The organism is Streptomyces sp. NPDC107581, assembly GCF_055657175.1.
This window is the reverse complement of the sequence record NZ_JBVKBH010000030.1, coordinates 1-18,446: the sequence shown is the minus strand read 5'-3', so window position 1 is coordinate 18,446 and position 18,446 is coordinate 1. Positions and strand designations below refer to the sequence as shown.

Annotated in this window: 3 protein-coding genes and 2 pseudogenes; 2 read left to right on the top strand and 3 right to left on the bottom strand. The window is 73.2% G+C overall.

The genetic code is table 11. The features are described 5' to 3' along the window. Positions 1-6: 6 nt before the first annotated feature. Positions 7-14,550: a type I polyketide synthase gene (locus tag ACZ7P3_RS41035; protein ID WP_472089772.1), complete on the bottom strand. Its 14,544-nt coding sequence runs from the start codon at positions 14,548-14,550 to the stop codon at positions 7-9. Positions 14,551-15,230: 680 nt separating this feature from the next. Then, the gene (locus tag ACZ7P3_RS41030; RefSeq protein WP_472089770.1) at positions 15,231-15,884 is read right to left on the bottom strand and encodes a DUF1707 SHOCT-like domain-containing protein; all 654 of its coding nucleotides are present in this window, start codon (positions 15,882-15,884) and stop codon (positions 15,231-15,233) included. Between the two features lie 541 nt (positions 15,885-16,425). Here ACZ7P3_RS41030 and ACZ7P3_RS41025 point away from each other — a divergent pair. Then, a complete protein-coding gene (locus ACZ7P3_RS41025; protein WP_472089768.1) occupies positions 16,426-17,427 on the top strand; it encodes a methyltransferase in 1,002 nt (333 codons plus the stop codon). 213 nt (positions 17,428-17,640) lie between these two features. Here the strand turns inward: ACZ7P3_RS41025 and ACZ7P3_RS41020 are convergent. Next, a pseudogene (locus tag ACZ7P3_RS41020) lies at positions 17,641-17,865 on the bottom strand (short-chain fatty acyl-CoA regulator family protein); the annotation flags it as partial. 360 nt (positions 17,866-18,225) lie between these two features. Here ACZ7P3_RS41020 and ACZ7P3_RS41015 point away from each other — a divergent pair. Next, positions 18,226-18,446 (top strand): annotated as a pseudogene (locus ACZ7P3_RS41015) (isocitrate lyase); the annotation flags it as partial.

Genomic DNA, 18,446 nt, shown 5'->3' with positions numbered 1-18,446 from the left:
GGCTTGTCAGTAGATGCCAAGTTCTTTTCCGATGAAATCGAAGACTTCGTCGTCGCTTGACGATTCGAGCTTCTCCGCGACACCGGCATCGGCACCCCGGTCCCGCGCCTCTTTCCACTTGGACAGCACGACTTCGAGGCGGTTCGTGATCTGGGCGGAGTTCTCGTCGCCGGCGAGAGCGGCGAGCATTCCTTCCAGTTTTTCGAGTTCGGCGAGCACGGGCTGGACCGGGCTGGTCTCCTCGACCTGGCAGGCCCTCAGATGGCCGGCCAGCGCGGCGGGAGTGGGGTAGTCGAACAGCAGCGTGCTGGGCAGGCGCAGGCCGGTGGCCGTGCTCAGCCGGTCGCGCAGTTCCACCGCGGTCAGTGAGTCGGCTCCGAGGTCGGTGAAGGACCGGTCGGCCTCGACCGCGTCGACGCTTGCGTGGCCCAGTACGGCGGCGGCCTCGGTGCGGACGATGTCGGTCAGCATCCGGTCCTGCTCCGCGCGCGACAGTCCGGCCAGTTTCTGGGCCAGCGCGTTGCCGGCCTCGGAGTCCGCAGGACCGTCGTCGTCCTGCGTCGCGGCCAGCGCCTCGATGACCTCGGGCAGGCTCTCGATCAGCGGGCTGGGCCTGCGCACGGTGAACGGGGGCGCGAACCGCGCCCAGTCCACGTCCGCGACCGTCATCAGCCGGTCCCGGCCGTCGAGTATCTGCGCCAGGGCCTGGACGGCCTGTTCCGGATCCAGCAGGTGCAGGCCGCGCCGTTGCATCTGGGCCGCGTCCTCCAGGTCGGTCATCCCGCCGCCGCCCCACGGGCCCCAGGCGACCGAGGTCGCGGCCAGCCCCCGGGCCAGGCGGCTCTCCGCCAGGGCGTCCAGGAAGGCGTTGGCCGCGGCGTAGCCGGCCTGCAGGCCGCTGCCCCAGGTGGCGGAGATGGAGGAGAACAGGACGAACGCGTCCAGGTCCATGCCGGCGGTCACCCGGTCGAGGCCGGCGGCGCCCGCGGCCTTGGCCGCCAGTACCGTGGCCAGTTCGTCCACCGAGGTCTCGTCCAGCGGGGTGGCCTGCGCGATGCCCGCGGCGTGCATCACCGCGGTCAGCGGCGGGCCGCCGGCCCCGATCCTGGTGATCAGCCCGGTCAGTGCCGCGTCGTCCGCGGCGTCGCATGCGATCACCTCGACCTGTGCCCCGGCCGTCGCCAGCCCTGCCGCCAGTGCCGCCGTACCCACCGCGCCGGGTCCGGAGCGGCTGGTCAGCACCAGCCGCCGGGCACCACGGCCGGCCAGCCAGCGCGCCACATGTGCGCCGATGGCGCCGGTACCGCCGGTGATCAGCACGCTCCCGCGCGGCACCCAGCGCTCGGCGGAGCCGCCGGGCCGCGCGGCCCGGGTCAGCCTGCGGCCCAGGATGCCGGTCGGACGGATCGCGGCCTGGTCCTCACCGCACCCTGCCAGCACCGCGCACAGCCGGGCCGCGGCCTGCTCGTCGAAGTCGGACGGCAGGTCGATGAGGCCACCGCCGTGGTCGGGGTGCTCCAGGGCGCAGACCCGGCCCAGTCCCCACACCTGTGCCTGCACCGGGCGGGCCGGGGCCTCGCCGGGTACGGCCGCGACCGCGCCGCGGGTGAGCATCCACAGCGGCGCATGGACCGCGAGCGCGATCAGGGCCTGGACCAGCGTCTGCGTCCCTGCCAGTCCGTTCGCCAGCGCCGGGTGGCCGGGCAGCGGTGTCTCGTCCAGCGGCAGCAGCGATACGACGCCGGAGACCCCGTCTTCCGGGATCCGCGTGCGCAGCTGTGCGGCCATCCGCTCCTGGTCGGTCGTTTCGGTGGTCTCGGCGACCACCACGTCGGCGCCCCGGCCGGACAGCGCCCGCACGCACCGGCGGGTCAGCTCGTCGTCGGCCTGTCCGGCCGCGGTCACCAGCAGCCAGCGGCCGGGGAGTTCCACCGGGCCGGGCTCGGCGAGCGGCGTCCAGGTGACCCGGTAGCGCCAGTTCACGGTGGCCGAGCGGTCCCGCTCACGGCGTCGCCACGAGGCCAGTGCCGGCAGCACCTCGCCGAGGTACTGCTGGTCCTCGATCGCCAGCGTGTCGGCGATCCGCGCCAGGTCGCCGCCCTCGACCGCGGCCCAGAACTCGGTTTCGGCCGCCGTGCTCGCGCCGTCGCCGCCCGCGAGCGGACCCGCGGCCGGCAGGGTCAGCACTCCCTTGGGCCAGTACCGCTCGTGCCGGAAGGCGTAGGTGGGCAGGGCCACCCGCCGCCCGGTCGGCAGCACCGCGGTCCAGTCCACGGCCACGCCGTGGACGAACGCCCGGGCCAGAGCCGTCAGCAGACCGGCCACGCCCCGCTGGTCATGCTCCTTGCGTCGCTGGAGCGGGATGAACACGCCCTCGCCGCCGCCGGTCCCTTCGACCGCGTCCGGGCCCAGCGCGGAGAGCGAACCGTCGGGGCCGACCTCCAGGAACACCGTCACACCCTGTCCGGCCAGCGCGCCCAGCGCGTCGGCGAACCGCACCGCCTGCCGGGTCTGCGCCGGCCAGTATCCGGCCTCGCACTCGGTCACCGGCTCACCGGTCAGCGCGCCCGCCCACACCAGCTGCGGCCGTTCGTAGGTCAACTCATCGGCGACCGAGCGCAGTTCATCGAGCACCGGGTCCATGGCCGCCGAATGGAACGCGTGGCTGACCCGCAGCCGCCGTACCTGGCGGCCCTGCTCCCGCCAGTGCTCCACGGCCTGCTCGACCGCGGCCGTCTCACCGGAGACCACCACCGTCCGCGGCCCGTTCACGGCGGCGATCGACGCTCCCGGCACCTGCCCGAGCCCGGCGAGGACCTCCGCCTCCGAGGCACCGATCGCCGCCATGGCGCCACCGTCGGGCAGGGCCTGCATCAGTCGGGCTCGCGCCGCGACCAGCCGGCACGCGTCGGGCAGCGACAGCACCCCTGCCACATGGGCGGCGGCCACTTCACCCACCGAGTGGCCCACCACCGCGTCCGCGACCACGCCGGCCGCCTTCAGCACCGCAGCGAGGGCGATCTCGAACGCGAACAGGCCGGCCTGCGCGTACAGCGTCCGGTCCACCAGGGTCTCGTCGACGCCGTCGGCACCCAGGACGACGTCCCGGACCGACACCCCCAACTCCAGCTCCAGCAGGCCGCACACCCGGTCGAAGACCTCGGCGAAGACCGGGCTGCCCTCGTGCAGCCCCCGGCCCATCCCCACCCACTGCGAGCCCTGGCCCGCGAACACCAGCCCCACGCGCGCACCCGGCCGTACGACACCGGAGACGACCGCGTTCGCGGATTCGCCGGCGGCCAGCCTCTCCAGGCCGGTCACGAGGTCCGCGCGGTCGCCGCCGATCACCACGGCCCGGTGCTCGAACGCCGACCGCGATCCCGCCAGCGACCGGGCCACGTCCGCAGGCTCCAGCTCCGGGCGGGCCGTGACCCATTCCCGCAGCCGTTCCGCCTGGGCCGTGAGCGCATCGGCCGACCGGCCCGACACCACCCAGGCACCGGCGCCCGCGGTCTCCGCGAGCACGCGGGCCTCGCGTTCCGCGTTCTCAGCGGTGTGTTCTGCGTTCTCGGCTGTGTCCGCGGAGCCTTCGGCCCCGGCGGGCGCGGGGGCCTCTTCGACGATGACGTGCGCGTTGGTGCCGCTGATCCCGAACGCCGACACACCGGCACGGCGGACCCGCTCGCCGGCGGGCCAGGGCACCGCCTCGGTCAGCAGCCGTACCTCACCGGCCGACCAGTCCACGTGCGGGGACGGCTCGTCGGCGTGCAGGGTGCGCGGCAGCTGCTGGTTCTGCAGCGCCAGGACCATCTTGATGACTCCGGCCATGCCTGCGGACGCCTGGGTGTGTCCGAGGTTGGACTTGACCGATCCCAGCCACAACGGCCGTTCCCCGGGCCGGTCCTGGCCGTAGGTGGCGAGCAGTGCCTGCGCCTCGATCGGGTCCCCGAGCGGGGTCCCGGTGCCGTGCGCCTCCACCGCGTCCACATCGGCGGCCGACAGCTGTGCGCCGGCCAGGGCGGCCCGGATCACCCGCTGCTGGGAGGGACCGTTGGGCGCGGTCAGACCGTTGGACGCACCGTCCTGGTTGATCGCGGAGCCCCGCACCACCGCCAGCACCTCGTGGCCGTTGCGGCGGGCGTCGGAGAGCCGTTCCAGGACGACCATCCCCGCGCCCTCGCCCATGCCCATGCCGTCGGCGGCCGCCGAGAACGCCTTGGACCGTCCGTCCGCCGCCAGACCGCGCTGGCGGGCGAAGCCCACCATCTCCCACGGAGTCGCCATGACCGAGACGCCGCCGACCAGTGCCAGTGAGCACTCCCCGGTCCGTACGGCCTGGGCAGCCATGTGCAGCGCCACCAGCGACGAGGAGCACGCGGTGTCCACCGTCACCGCCGGGCCCTCAAGGCCCAGCACGTACGACACGCGGCCGGAGATGATGCTGGTCGCGTTGCCGGTGACCAGGTGGCCCTCCAGCTGTCCGGCGCCGTTGTGGGCGTCCAGGTGCATGCTGGCCATGGCGTAGTTCGAGGAGTATCCGCCGATGAACACGCCGGTGCGCGAGCCGCGCAGCGAGGCCGGGTCCAGGCCGGTGGACTCCAGTGCCTCCCAGGACAGTTCGAGCAGCAGCCGCTGCTGCGGATCCATCGCCACCGCCTCGCGCGGGCTGATCCCGAAGAACCCGGCGTCGAACTCGGCCGCCTGGTGGAGGAATCCGCCCTCGCGGGAGTAGGTGGTCCCGGGGTGTGCGGGATCGGGGTCGAACAGGGCGTCGGTGTCCCATCCCCGGTCCTGCGGGAAGCCGGAGATGCCCTCTGCGCCGGCGGCCAGCAACTCCCACAGCTCTGCCGGGGAGTTCACTCCGCCGGGGAACCGGCAGCTCATCGACACGACGGCGATCGGTTCGTCGTCGACGGCCGCCGCGGCCGTCGTGTCGGGGGCCGCCGTGTTCTCGGCCAGGGCTCCGAGGAGCGTCGTGCGCAGGTGGTCGGCCAGCACGGTCGGGGTGGGGTGGTCGAACAGCAGCGTGGCGGGCAGCCGCAGTCCGCTGACCGTGGCGATCCGGTTGCGCAGTTCGACCGCGGTCAGGGAGTCGAAGCCCAGCTCGCTGAAGGCCCGGGAGGGTTCGACCTGGTCGGCGCTCGTATAGCCGAGCACCGCGGCGGCTTCGGCCCGGATGGTGTCCACGAGCATCCGGTCCTGCTCGGCCCGGGACAGTCCGGTCAGCCGGCCGGCCAGTTCGCCCTCGGCCTGCGCGCCGGTGGTCTCGGCCTGCGACGCCTTCAGCCGCTGGGTGTCGGGCAGGTCGCGCAAAAGCGGCACGTGCAGCAGGTCCGCAGCGCCGGGGGCGGCCGCGAGGGTGGGCCAGTCGAGGTCCATGACGGTCAGTACGGTGTCCGGGCCCGCCAGTGCCGAGCCCAGCGCCTTGACCGCCAGGTCCGGGTCCATCAGGACCTCCCAGCGGTTGCGGCGCAGCCGCTGCCGGGCGGCGTCGCTGGCCTGGGAGACGCCCTCCCCGGCCCAGGGGCCCCAGGCCACCGAGAGCGCGGTCAGGCCCCGGGAGCGCCGGTTCTCCGCCAGTGCGTCCAGGAACGCGTTGGCGGCGGCGTAGTTGGACTGGCCCGCGCCGCCGAAGGTGGCCGCGGCCGAGGAGAACAGCACGAACGCGTCGAGGTCGAGGTCCGCGGTCAGTTCGTCGAGGTAGGTGGCGCCGGCGGCCTTGGCCGCGAGCGTGTTGTTCAGCCGTTCGGCGTCCAGCCGGTCGAGCACGCCGTCGTCGAGCACGCCCGCGGTGTGCAGGACCGCGGTCAGCGGCGGTCCGTCCGCCGCGATGCGGTCGACGACTCCCGACAGGTCGGCGCGTTCGGCGCTGTCGCAGGTGCTGATCTCGACCTGGGTGCCTGCGGCCGCCAGGCTCGCGGCCAGCTCCACGGCGCCGCGGGCGGCGGGGCCGGAGCGGCTGGCCAGGACGAGCCGCTCGGCGTGGCCGGCCAGCCGGCGTGCCATGTGGCCACCGATCGCACCGGTGCCGCCGGTGATCAGCACGGTCCCGCGCGGGGTCCAGTCCCGGCCCGCCTTGGGCTGGGGGGCCCGGGTCAGGCGACGGGCCATGATCCCGGCGGGCCGGATCGCCGTCTGGTCCTCGTCGCAGCCGGCGAGCACCGCGCACAGGCGGGCTGCGGCCCGGTCGTCGAACACGGCGGGCAGGTCGATCAGACCGCCCCAGCGGTCCGGCTGTTCCAGGGCCACGACCCGGCCCAGTCCCCAGACCTGCGCCTGCACGGGGTTGGTCAGCACCTCGCCGGGGCCGGTTGCCGTCGCCCCCTGGGTGAGCATCCACAGGGGCACGGCGATCCCGGCGTCGGTCATCGCCTGCAGCAGGGTCAGGGTGCCGGCCAGTCCCGCGGGCACCACGGGCCATGCCTCGGTCGGTGTCTCGTCCAGCGCCAGCAGCGACACCACTCCGGCCGCTCGGGTGGGTGTCCCGCCGTCGGCGCCGGTCCGCAGGGCTGCGGCGAGGCCGGCGGCCAGCGGCTCGCGCCGTGCCGTGCCCGCCTCGACCTCGACGGTCTCGGTCCGGGCGCCGCGGGCGGTCAGCGCGTCGACGCACGCCCGGGCCAGGTCCTCGGTGCGGGCGGTCCGGTGGGCCGGGACCGCCACCAGCCAGGTGCCGGCCAGGGTGGCCGGTGCCGGGTCGCTGACGGGGGTCCAGGTGATGCGGTACCGCCAGTTGCCGGTGACGTCGCGTTCCCGCTCGCGCCGGCGCCAGGCCGCCAGCGAGGGCAGTACGTCGCTGAAGGAGCGCTGTCCGTCCACGGCCAGGGTGTCGGCCAGCTGTTGCAGGTCCCCGCCCTCGACCGCCGCCCAGAACCGGGCCTCGGCCGCCGATTCCGCGCCGTCGCCGCCGGCTGCCGCGGAGGTGGAGGGGCGGGAGGCTCCGAGCCAGTACCGCTGGTGCTGGAAGGCGTAGGTGGGCAGGTCGGTGCGCCGTCCGGCGGGCAGCACCCGCTGCCAGTCGACGGAGGTGCCGCCGACATGCACCTGGGCGAGGGCGGTCAGCAGCCGCTGCGGGCCGCCGTTCTCGCGGTCCAGTGTGCCCGTGATCACCGGGGTGCCGGTCGCGCCCATGTCCTCGATCGTCTCGGCGATCCCGGTGGTCAGCACCGGCTGCGGGGACACCTCGACGAAGGTCCGGTTCCCGGCCGCGGCCAGCTCCCGGATCGCCTCGTCGAAGCGGACGGTCCGGCGGACGTTGGCGAACCAGTAGTCGGGGTCCAGCTCGGTGCCGTTCATCCAGCGGCATTCGACGGTGGAGAAGAGCGGGAGCCGGCCGGCTCCCGGCCTGATCCCGGCCAGGCGTTCGGTCAGTACGCCGGCCAGTTCCGACACCCCGGCCGAATGCGCGACGAAGTCGGTCACCGGGATCGGCCAGCGCATGACGTGCCGGGCCGACAGCTCGGCGCCGAACTCCGCGAGGGCGTCCGTCTCGCCGGAGACCACGGTGGCGGCGGGCCCGTTGACCGCCGCGACCGACAGCCGGTCGCCCCACGGGGCCAGCAGCTCACGCACCGCCGCGGCGGGCATCACGACGGAGAGCATTCCGCCGCCGGTGCCGAGCCCGGACAGTGCCTGGCTGCGGATCGCCACGACCTTGGCCGCGTCCTGGAGCGACAGGATCCCGGCCACCGTGGCCGCCGCGATCTCGCCCTGGGAGTGGCCGACCACCGCACCCGGCGTGACGCCCGCCGCCTCCCACACCGCGGCCAGCGACACCATCACCGCCCACAGCGCGGGCTGGACCACGTCGGCCCGGTCCAGGCCGGGCGCGTCGTCCGCGCCGGCCAGCACCTCGGTGAGCGACCAGTCGACATGGGGCTCCAGGGCCTGCGCGCACTCGGCGATCCGGGCCGCGAACACCGGGGAGGAGGCCATCAGTTCCCGGCCCATGCCGGCCCACTGGGCGCCCTGGCCGGGGAAGACGAAGACCGCTTCGCTCTCTTCGGCCGCCGCGGCCGTACCGGCGACGACCCCGGGTCCGCGCTCGCCCGCCGCCAGCGCGGCCAGGCCCTCGGTCAGTTCCTCGCGTCCGGTGCCGGTCACCACGGCCCGGTACTCGAACACCGAGCGGGTCCTCGCGAGCGACCACGCCACGTCCGCCGGGTCCAGCCCGGGCCGCGCCCCCAGGTACTCCGCCAGCCGGGCCGCCTGCACCCGCAGGCCGTCCGCCGTCCGCCCGGACACCACCCAGGCGAGGGTTCCGGGGGCGTCGACGGCCGCGGGGGCCGGCGATGCCCCGGGACCCCGGATGTCCGCGGGGGCCTGCGCCGTACCGGCACCCTCGATGTCACCCGAGGCCCGCGGTGTCCCGGCACCCTCGATGTCCGCCGAGACCTGTGCGTCGGCCGGCTCCGGGGCTTCCTCCAGGATGATGTGGGCGTTGGTGCCGCTGACCCCGAACGAGGAGACACCGCCGCGGCGTGGCCGGCCGTCCACCTGCCACGGCCTCGACTCCGTCAGCAGCCGTACCTCGCCCGCGGACCAGTCCACGTGCGGCGAGGGCTCGTCCGCGTGCAGCGTCGCCGGCAGCTGCTTGTGCTGCAGCGCCAGCACGGTCTTGATCACGCCGCTGATACCGGCCGCGGCCTGGGTGTGCCCGATGTTGGACTTCACCGACCCCAGCCACACCGGCTGTCCCTCCGGCCGGTCCTGTCCGTAGGTGGCGATCACCGCCTGCGCCTCGATCGGGTCGCCGAGGACGGTGCCGGATCCGTGTGCCTCGACGACGTCCACATCGGCGGTCGAGAGTCCCGCGCCGGCCAGGGCCTCCCGGATCACCCGCTGCTGGGAGGGGCCGTTGGGCGCGGTCAGACCGTTGGACGCACCGTCCTGGTTGATGGCGGAGCCGCGCATCACCGCGAGCACGGGATGCCCGTGGCGCCGGGCGTCCGACAGGCGTTCCAGGACGACCATTCCGGCGCCCTCGGAGATGCCCATGCCGTCCGCCGCGGCCGAGAACGACTTCGACCGGCCGTCGGGGGCCAGCCCCCGCTGCTTGCTGACCCACACGAACAGGTCCGCGGTCGCCGCGACGAACGCGCCGCCGGCCAGCGCCAGCGAGCACTCGCCGGACCGCACCGCCTGGGCGGCCATGTGCAGCGCCACCAGCGCCGACGAGCAGGCCGTGTCGATCGTGACCGCCGGGCCCTCCAGGCCGAAGGTGTAGGCCACCCGGCCGGAGAGCACGCTGGTCGTGGTGCCCGTCAGCAGGTGGGCCTCCAGGCCCTCGGTGGGCGCGGTGACGGCGTATCCCGCGAAGCTCGCGCCCGCGAACACCCCGGTCCGGCTGCCGCGCAGCGACGACTGGACGATGCCCGCCCGTTCCAGGGCCTCCCAGGAGACCTCCAGCAGCAGCCGCTGCTGCGGGTCCATCGCCAGCGCCTCACGCGGGCTGATCCCGAAGAACCCGGCGTCGAACCCGGTGGCGTCGTAGACGAAGCCGCCCTGGCGCACGTAGGCCGTGCCGGCCTGGTCCGGGTCCGGGTCGTAGAGGTTGTCCAGGTCCCAGCCGCGGTCCTGCGGGAACGCCCCGATCGCGTCCGTGCGCGAATCCAGCAGCTCCCACAGCTCCTCCGGGTTCCTGACCCCGCCGGGGAAGCGGCAGCCCATGCCGACGATCACCACGGGGTCATCGTCCGCCGCCGCCGTGGTCACCGGCGCGAGCGGGCCGGAGGTCCGCACACCCAGCAGCTCGGACCGCAGGTACCCGGCCAGCACCGCCGGGCTGGGGTAGTCGAAGAGCAGCGTCGCGGGCAGCTTCAGCCCGGTGCCGGAGCCCAGCCTGTTGCGCAGTTCGACGGCGGTCAGGGAGTCGAAGCCCAGCTCGCTGAAGGCCCGGCTGCTCCCGATGGCCTCCGGGGAGGCGTACTGGAGCACGGCGGCGGCTTCGGTCCTGATCAGGTTGACCAGGATCCGGTCCTGCTCGGCCGTGGACAGTTCCGCCAGTTGCTGCTTCAGGGGCGTGCTCGCGTCCGGGTCGCCCGCCGCGCCGGTCCCGGCCGCGTCCGCGTCGTCCAGGGCCTGCCTGACCTCGGCCAGGCTCTCGATGAGCGGGCTGGGCCGGCGCAGGGTGAACGGCGGGGCGAACCGCGCCCAGTCCACGTCCGCGACCGTGGCGAGGCCTTCGCCGGCGTCCAGGATCCCGGCCAGCGTCCGGACGGCCGGAGCGGGGCTCATCAGCCGCAGCCCGCGCCGCTCCAGCTGGGTTCCGTCGTCCCCGGAGCCCATCGCGCCGACGCTCCACGGGCCCCAGGCCACGGAGGTCGCGGTCAGCCCCCGGGCCAGGCGGCTCTCCGCCAGCGCGTCCAGGAAGGCGTTCGCCGCGGAGAATCCGGGCTGCTGGCCGCCGCCCCAGACGGCGGCGACCGAGGAGAACAGCACGAACGCGTCGAGGTCGAGGTCCGCGGTCAGCTCGTCCAGCCGGAGCGCCGCGTCCGCCTTGACCGCGAGCACCGGTTCGAGCGCGGCGAGGTCGAGGCCGTCGATCGGCCGGTCGTCGATGGCCTCCGCAAGGTGCATCACCGAGGACAGCGCGGGACCGGTCGTCCCGGTCCAGGCGACCGCTGCGGCGAGGTCGGCACGGTGTGCGGTGTCGCACGCCACGACGTCCACGCGGGTGCCCCGGGCGGCCAGTTCGGCGACGAGCGCCGCGACGCCGGGGGCGGCGGGTCCGGCGGGGCCGGTCAGCACGAGCCGGGGCGCGCCCCGTTCGGCCAGCCACCGTGCGACGTGTCCGCCGATCGGGTCGGTGCCGCCGGTGATCAGTGTGCTTCCGCGCGGCTTCCAGCGCGCCTCGGAACCGCGGGACTGCGGGGCGCGGCTCAGCCTGCGGCCCAGGAGTCCGGTCTGCCGGATCGCGACCTGGTCCTCGCCGCAGCCGGCCAGGACGGCCGTGAGCCGTGCGCCGTCCCGTTCGTCGAGGGTGGCGGGCAGGTCGATCAACCCGCCCCAGCGGTCCGGGTGTTCGAGTGCGACGACACGGCCCAGGCCCCACACCTGGGCCTGGGCCGGACTGGTCGGCGCCTCGCCCGGGACGGCCGCGACGGCGCCGCGGGTGACGACCCACAGCGGTGCGCTCACGCCGGTGTCGCCGAGGGCCTGTACCAGGGCGAGCGTCGCGGCCAGGCCGCCGGGCACCAGCGGGTGGGCCGGTACGGGCGTCTCGTCCGGCGCGAGGAGCGAGAGCACGCCGGAGAGCCCGGCGGGCTCCGTGTCCGCTCCCTGCAGCGCCGCGCCGAGTGCGGCGGCGACATCGGTCCGGTCCACGGCCCCGGCCGGCACCTCGGCCACGACCACTTCGGCCCCGCGGGCGGTCAGCGCCGCCGTGCACTGCTGCGCGGGCTCGTCGCCCGCCGTACCGGCCGGGACGACGAGCAGCCAGCGTCCGGAGAGCACGCCGGGGCCCTGCTCGGCCACCGGCGCCCACGTCACGCGGTACCGCCAGCTGTCCGTCGCCGAGCGGTCCCGCTCGCGGCGCCGCCAGGACGCCAGAGCGGGGAGTATCTCGGCCAGGTGCCGCTGGTCCTCGATGGCCAGCGTGTCGGCGATCCGGGCCAGGTCCCCGGCCTCGACCGCCCCCCAGAACTGTTCCTCCGCCGCCGTGCCGGTGCCGTCCCCACCGGTCGAAGCGGCCGTCTCCGCCTCGGACTTGAGCCAGAAGCGCTGGTGCTGGAAGGCGTACGTCGGCAGCGCCACCGTCCCACCGGCGGGCAGCACCTTCGTCCAGTCGACGGGCAGCCCGGCGACGTAGGCCTGCGCGAGCGAGGTGAGCAGCCGCCCGGCACCGCCGTTGTCCCGCTCCAGCGTGCCCGTCACCGGCACACCGGCGATCCCCGCGTCCTCGGCGGTCTCGGTGACCGCGGCGGTCAGCACCGGATGCGGCGAGACCTCCACGAACGCCCCGTACCCTCCGGCGAGCAGGACGCGTACGGCCTCCTCGAAGCGCACCATGCGGCGCAGGTTCGCGAACCAGTACCCGGCGTCCACCTCGGTCCCCGACACCCACTCACCGGTCACCGTGGAAGCCATCGGCACCCGGCCCGTCCGCGGGGTGATCCCCGCCAGCTCCTCCTCCAACACCGCCGCCAGCGGCTCCACCGCCGGGGAATGCGCCACGAAGTCCGTCTCCGGAATACGCCAGCGCAACACCTTCCGCTTCGCCAGCTCCCGCTCAAACTCACCCAACGCCTCCGGCTCACCCGACACCACCACCGCCGCCGGACCGTTCACCGCAGCCACCGACAACCGCTCACCCCACTGCCCGGCAAGCTCCCGCACCGCTGCCGACGGCATCACCACCGACACCATCGACCCCTGCGCCGACAGACCCGACAACGCACGCGAGCGCACCGCCACCACCCGGGCACCATCCTCAAGGGACAGCATCCCCGCCACCGTCGCCGCCGCGATCTCACCCTGCGAATGACCCACCACCGCATCCGGGGACACACCCGCGGCCTCCCACACCGCCGCAAGCGACACCATCACCGCCCACAACACCGGCTGCACCACATCCGCACGATCCAGCCCCGCAGCACCCTCAACACCCGACAGAACATCGGACAACGACCACGGCACAAACGGCGCCAGCGCCGCCCCACACTCCGCCAGACGCGCCGCGAACACCGGACTCGACAAGGCCAACTCCCGGCCCATACCGACCCACTGCGTCCCCTGACCCGCGAACACGAACACCGTCCGCACACCAGAACGCGCAACCCCCGACACCACCGAACCCGCGGGGGCACCTGCGGCAACACTCTGCAGACCGGCCACCAGTTCGCCGCGCTCACCGCCCAGCACCACGGCCCGGTGCTCGAACACCGACCGCGTCGCCGCCAACGACCACGCCACATCCGCCGGTTCCAGCTCCGGCCTTGCCCCAACCCACTCCCGCAACCGGCCCGCCTGCGCCGCCACGCCCTCGGCCGAACGGCCCGACACCACCCACGCGGCAAGCCCGACGGTCTCCACCACCGCCGGCACGACGACCGGCCGGGCCTCGGCGGCGACGGCACCGTCCTCGGTCTCCGCCGAACCGTCCACGGTCTCCGCCGAGTCGGAGTCCCCGGTGTCCTCGCCCTCGCCGGCCGCGGTCCCGTCCGTCCGGGCCGGGGCCTCCTCCAGGATGATGTGCACATTGGTGCCGCTCATCCCGAACGCCGACACACCCGCGCGCCGCACCCGCTCCCCGGTGGGCCACGGCACCGGCTCGGTCAGCAGCCGCACCTCACCGCCCGACCAGTCCACGTGCGGCGTGGGCTCTTCCACGTGCAGCGTCTGCGGCAGCTGCTCGTTCTGCAGCGCCAGCACCATCTTCATCACGCCCGCCACACCGGCCGCCGCCTGCGGGTGACCGATGTTCGACTTCACCGAGCCCAGCCACAACGGCCGTTGGCCGGCGCGCTCCTGGCCGTAGGTCTCCAGCAGCGCGTCGGCCTCGATCGGGTCACCGAGCGTGGTCGCCGAGCCATGTGCCTCCACCACGTCCACGTCGGCGGGCGAGAGCTGGGCGGCGGTCAGCGCGGCCCGGATCACCCGCTGCTGGGAGGGACCGTTGGGCGCGGTCAGGCCGTTGGAGGCACCGTCCTGGTTGATCGCCGAGCCGCGCATCACGGCCAGTACGTTGTGTCCGTTGCGCTGGGCGTCGGACAGCCGCTCCACCACGAGGACACCGACGCCCTCGCCCCAGCCGGAGCCGTCGGCCGTCGCGCTGAAGGACTTGCACCGCCCGTCCACGGACATCCCCCGCTGCCGGGAGAACCCCACGAACACGGACGGGGTGGCGACCACCGTGGCGCCGCCGACCAGCGCCAGCGAGCACTCACCGGCCCGCAGGGACTGCGCGGCCAGGTGCAGCGCGACCAGGGACGACGAGCAGGCCGTGTCCACCGTGACGGCCGGGCCCTCCAGGCCGAAGGTGAACGCCAGCCGCCCGGACAGGACACTGGTGGCGATGCCGGTGAGGAGGTGGCCCTCCGAACCCCCGGACTCCGCGGACGGGTTCGTGCCGTATCCCTGGCTGTAGGCGCCGGCGAACACGCCGGTCCGGCTGCCGCGCAGCGAGGCGGCGTCGATGCCCGCCTGTTCGAGCGCCTCCCAGGAAACCTCCAGCAGCAGCCGCTGCTGAGGGTCCATCACGAGCGCCTCACGCGGACTGATCCCGAAGAACCCGGCGTCGAACTCGGCCGCGTCGTAGACGAATCCGCCGTGGCGGGCGTACGAGGTGCCGGGGTGGTCGGGGTCGGGGTCGTAGAGGTTCTCCAGGTCCCAGCCGCGGTCCTGCGGGAACGGGCCGATCGCGTCCGTGCCCGTGGCCAGCAGCTGCCACAGCTCCTCGGGGGTGCCGACTCCGCCGGGGAACCGGCAGCCCATCCCGACGATCGCGATCGGCTCCTGGTTCCGCTCTTCGACCTCAGCCAGTCGACGGCGGACCTGGCGCAGATTAGCCGTCACGAGCTTGAGGTAATCGCGGAGCTTGTCTTCGTTGGCCATTTACTTCCGCCATCCCTGCTTGCCGAGGATATGCCACTTCTGATCTGCGCGGCTGCGCTGCGGGGTTGCCGCGGAAATTACGCAGATTGGTACTCAGGCACACGAAGGAGGAACGCACAGGCCCGGCAGAGAGATCTAGCACGTTCTTACTGCGGCAGGGACCGAATCACCTGCCGCGGCCAACGACGAGGGAATTCTCGTCGACTCTGTTCACCCCGTCGCGACAACCATTCCAAGGTATTTCACTGCTCGCCCGGGGCGCCGACCCGTCGTCGGCCCTTATGTCCCGGGAACCAGTGACAACTTATCCCTACAACCCGCCACCTCGCGATTGCCGCAAGTTACGTCCTCAATAATTTCGGGCAAAGACACCAAGCGATGTGAATAATGCGTTCGGAGCTCTGGCTCACTGTCAACCGGAACATAGTCGGCCTGCGGCGGGCCCCGCAACGCAGCAGTTGAACACTTGAACCGCCCTAACCGGGCGAGGGAATCCGGCATTCGATCCGCGAGAACGCACATAATACCGGTCGCATAAATACCACGGCTCTGTATTCCGGAACAAGGAGGGCCGCGGTGCCGACACAGCAGGGCGGTGGCCGGCTCGTGCGAACCGGCCACCGCCCTGCGGCCTCTTCTGCCCTACGGCACGGGGAGGCAGCTGCCCTGTGCCTGCGGTGTCAGAGCGCGCTCTCTCCGCGTACCCACTGCCCGAGCGTGCGCCGCGGGTGCCTGATCACCACGTCGCCGCCGCGGACCCGGCCGGTCACGTTCACCTGCAGCTCGACGGGCGAGTCCGCGTCGGAGGCGGGCTGGCGGTTCTTCACTTCGCCGACACGCACCGTCAGGTCGCTGGTCGCCACCGCGATGCCCGGCCTGACCACCAGGATCAGGTTGCCGCCGATGCTCAGGTCGACATCGATGTCCAGGGCTTCGTGGCTGATCGCCGCCTCGGTGAAGTCGAGTTTGACGTCACCTCCGTGCATGCGGATGTCCAGACGGCGCGGGACCGCCCAGGAGCCGGACCGCTGCAGGGTGCCCCAGCGCTGGTTGATCTCCACCACGTCTTTGGACTGCACCGCGCCCGTCGGCTGGGGGTGCTGCTCGGTGGGGGAGTTCGGCAGATCGCGGGTCAGCTCGGCCAGCTCACTGACGTAGCGGGCCTTGAGCGCCGCCTCCACGCGCTCGTCATGTTCCTCGGCTGTGAGCCGGCCGTCGCCGACGGCGTCACGGAGGATCTCCACGACCTGTTCCCGGTCGTCGTTCGAAGCCCTCAGGTCTGCTGTGTTTACGTCCTCGGCACCGTCATCGCTCGACGGCTTGTCATCGGTCATGGCCCCCAGCCTGGTCCCCCGCCGGACGATGCGCAAGACGACTCCGGTCAAGTCCCTTAATCCACAAGGACATCATGGCGGCACAGGGCGCGGGGGCGTCGACGGCGGCGATCCGAACGTCCTGTTCAACTGCCATGTCGGCGCGACTGAACGGATCTTGTGCTGGCGGTTTGCATCGCCCTTCCAAGGACCCGCGGACCCATGCCGGTGACGAGGCAGTTGAACGACGCGACGGAAAGCCGCGGGTTCGCTTAGCGTGTGCCGCGCAGGGCCCACCTCGAGGCCATCACCGGTGCGCCTGTCCGCACACCGCAACGACAGCCCGGCATCCGTACCCGACATCTGTTCCACGACGAGGCCGGCCCCTCAAGAACTCGGCCGATCGGCACCGTCCATGTGTCGCCCACCCGCCCGCCGGGCGGGACATCCCGAACAGGTGGAGCGCCGGCCGAGAACACGGACCTGTCATCCGCATCCCGCCATCCTGACATCCAGCCGAGGGAGAAATAGGGCCATGGAAGTGTCGTTGTTGAGTCTTGTCATGGGGTCCTTCACGTCCGCGACGGTCGGTGCCGCGGCCCGTCTCGGTGTCGCTGACGCCCTTGCGGACGGGCCGGCGACGGGCGCCGAGCTGGCCAAGGCCGTCGGCGCCGACCCCGACGCGCTCGCGTCCCTCATGAAGGCCCTGACGGCCCTGGGCGTCTTCGCGCAGGACGAGGAGGGCCGCTACACCAACTCCCCCCTCTCCGAGCAGCTCAGGACCGACCACCCCGAGTCGATCCGCTACCTGACCGCGCTGCTGTGCGGCCTGTACGCCCAGGCGGCCAGCGGAGGCCTCGCGAAGGCGGTGCAGCACGGCACCTCGGTCATGCCCCAGGCGTTCGGCGTCTCGCTCTACGAGTACCTGGACAAGGACCCCGAGACCGCGCGGATCTTCGACCTCGCGATGCAGGACTGGGCCCGGCCGATCGGCACGGTGCTGGCGGAGCACGTCCCGTTCGAGAACGTGCGCACGGTGTTCGACATCGGCGGGGGCAACGGCGCGCTCCTCAAGACGATTCTCACGGCGCACCCGCATCTCAAGGGCGTCTGCGTGGACCGCACGGACACCTGCCGGCGGGCGGAGGCCGGTCTGCGCGAGCCGGGCAACGAGGACCTGATCGAGCGGCTGAGCTACCGGCCCTCGGACATCCTCCAGGAGGTCCCGGAGGGCGGTGACCTCTACATCATCAAGAACGTGCTCCACGACTGGAGTTCGGAGAGCAGCGTGCGGATCCTGAGCAACATCCGCAAGGCGATGAGTGCCGGCGCCGACCCGGACAACAGGCCGATGCTGCTGGTCATCGATCCGCTGGTGGAGCACGACTCGGGGGCCGCGTTCCGCAACGTGATCAAGATGGTGGTCGGCGAGACCGACGCCCGCGAGCGCACCGAGGCCGACATCCGCCGGGAGGTGACGGAGGCAGGGCTCGAGGTCGTGTCGGTCACGCCGTGCCCGGCGGACCTGTGCGTCATCGCCTGCGTCCTGCCCGAGGGCGCCTGACCCCGCGCCCGACCCCCTGCTGTCCCGGGTCGTCGGGACGAGACCCCGTCGGCATCGGCCGACACCGCACGGACCGGCCTTCGCGCCGGTCCGTGCGGTCTTTCGGCCGCCGTTGCGCCGGCCTCGGTGTCCGACACCGGGTACGGCACGAACGTGCTGGTGTTCACGAACGTGCTGGTGTTCACGAACGTGCTGGTGTTCACGAACGTGCTTGGTGTGCTGGTCGATCCGCAGGGGCCCGAGGGGCGGCGTGAGGGGCGGCACGGCCCGCTGCGGGCAGTCGAGGCGTTCGCAGGCGCGGCAGCCCATGCCGATGGGGGTGGCGGCGGAGGCGAGGGCGAGGCCGCGGGCCAGGTCGGTCCGGCTCATGCGCCGTTCCTCGCGCAGGAGCCGCAGCCGCGCCCCCGCGTACGTCTTGCCCACTCCATGGCCCCCCTGCCCGGCTTCCGCTCGGCGTACGTGATCGGGCGGTTGGCGCACCCTTCGCAGACTTGGCAAACGGCGACGGGAAGATTCGCAGAAGTTGGCAAGCGTCCACGGTTGATGGCACTCAGTGCCAGTGTCAGAGTCTTCCTGCGGCCCGCCGGACACCGGCGACCACCGCCCGGAACCGGGGCGCGATTCATGCCCTGACGTCGGAGATCCCGGCGCCGGCGGAGTCGTGACCGGCAGCGTTGCTCACCTCCGTCCACTGGTGTGACGACGGGCCGCATCCCAGCTAGTCGACACAGAGTGCCACCCAAGTTCACCCGCACGGGGACATTGGCAGCCGGCACAGACCGAGGAGACGTGACAGTCATGGCAGAGGCGAGGACGCAGGCGGCCGAGGAACTCGCGCAGCGCTGGGCCACCGATCCCCGGTGGCAGGGCATCGAGCGCACCTACGGTGCCGAGGACGTGGTCCGGCTCTCCGGCAGCGTCCGCGAGGAGCACACCCTGGCCCGGCGCGGTGCCGAGCGGCTGTGGCGCCAGCTGCACGAGCAGGACTACATCCACGCGCTCGGCGCGCTCACCGGCGG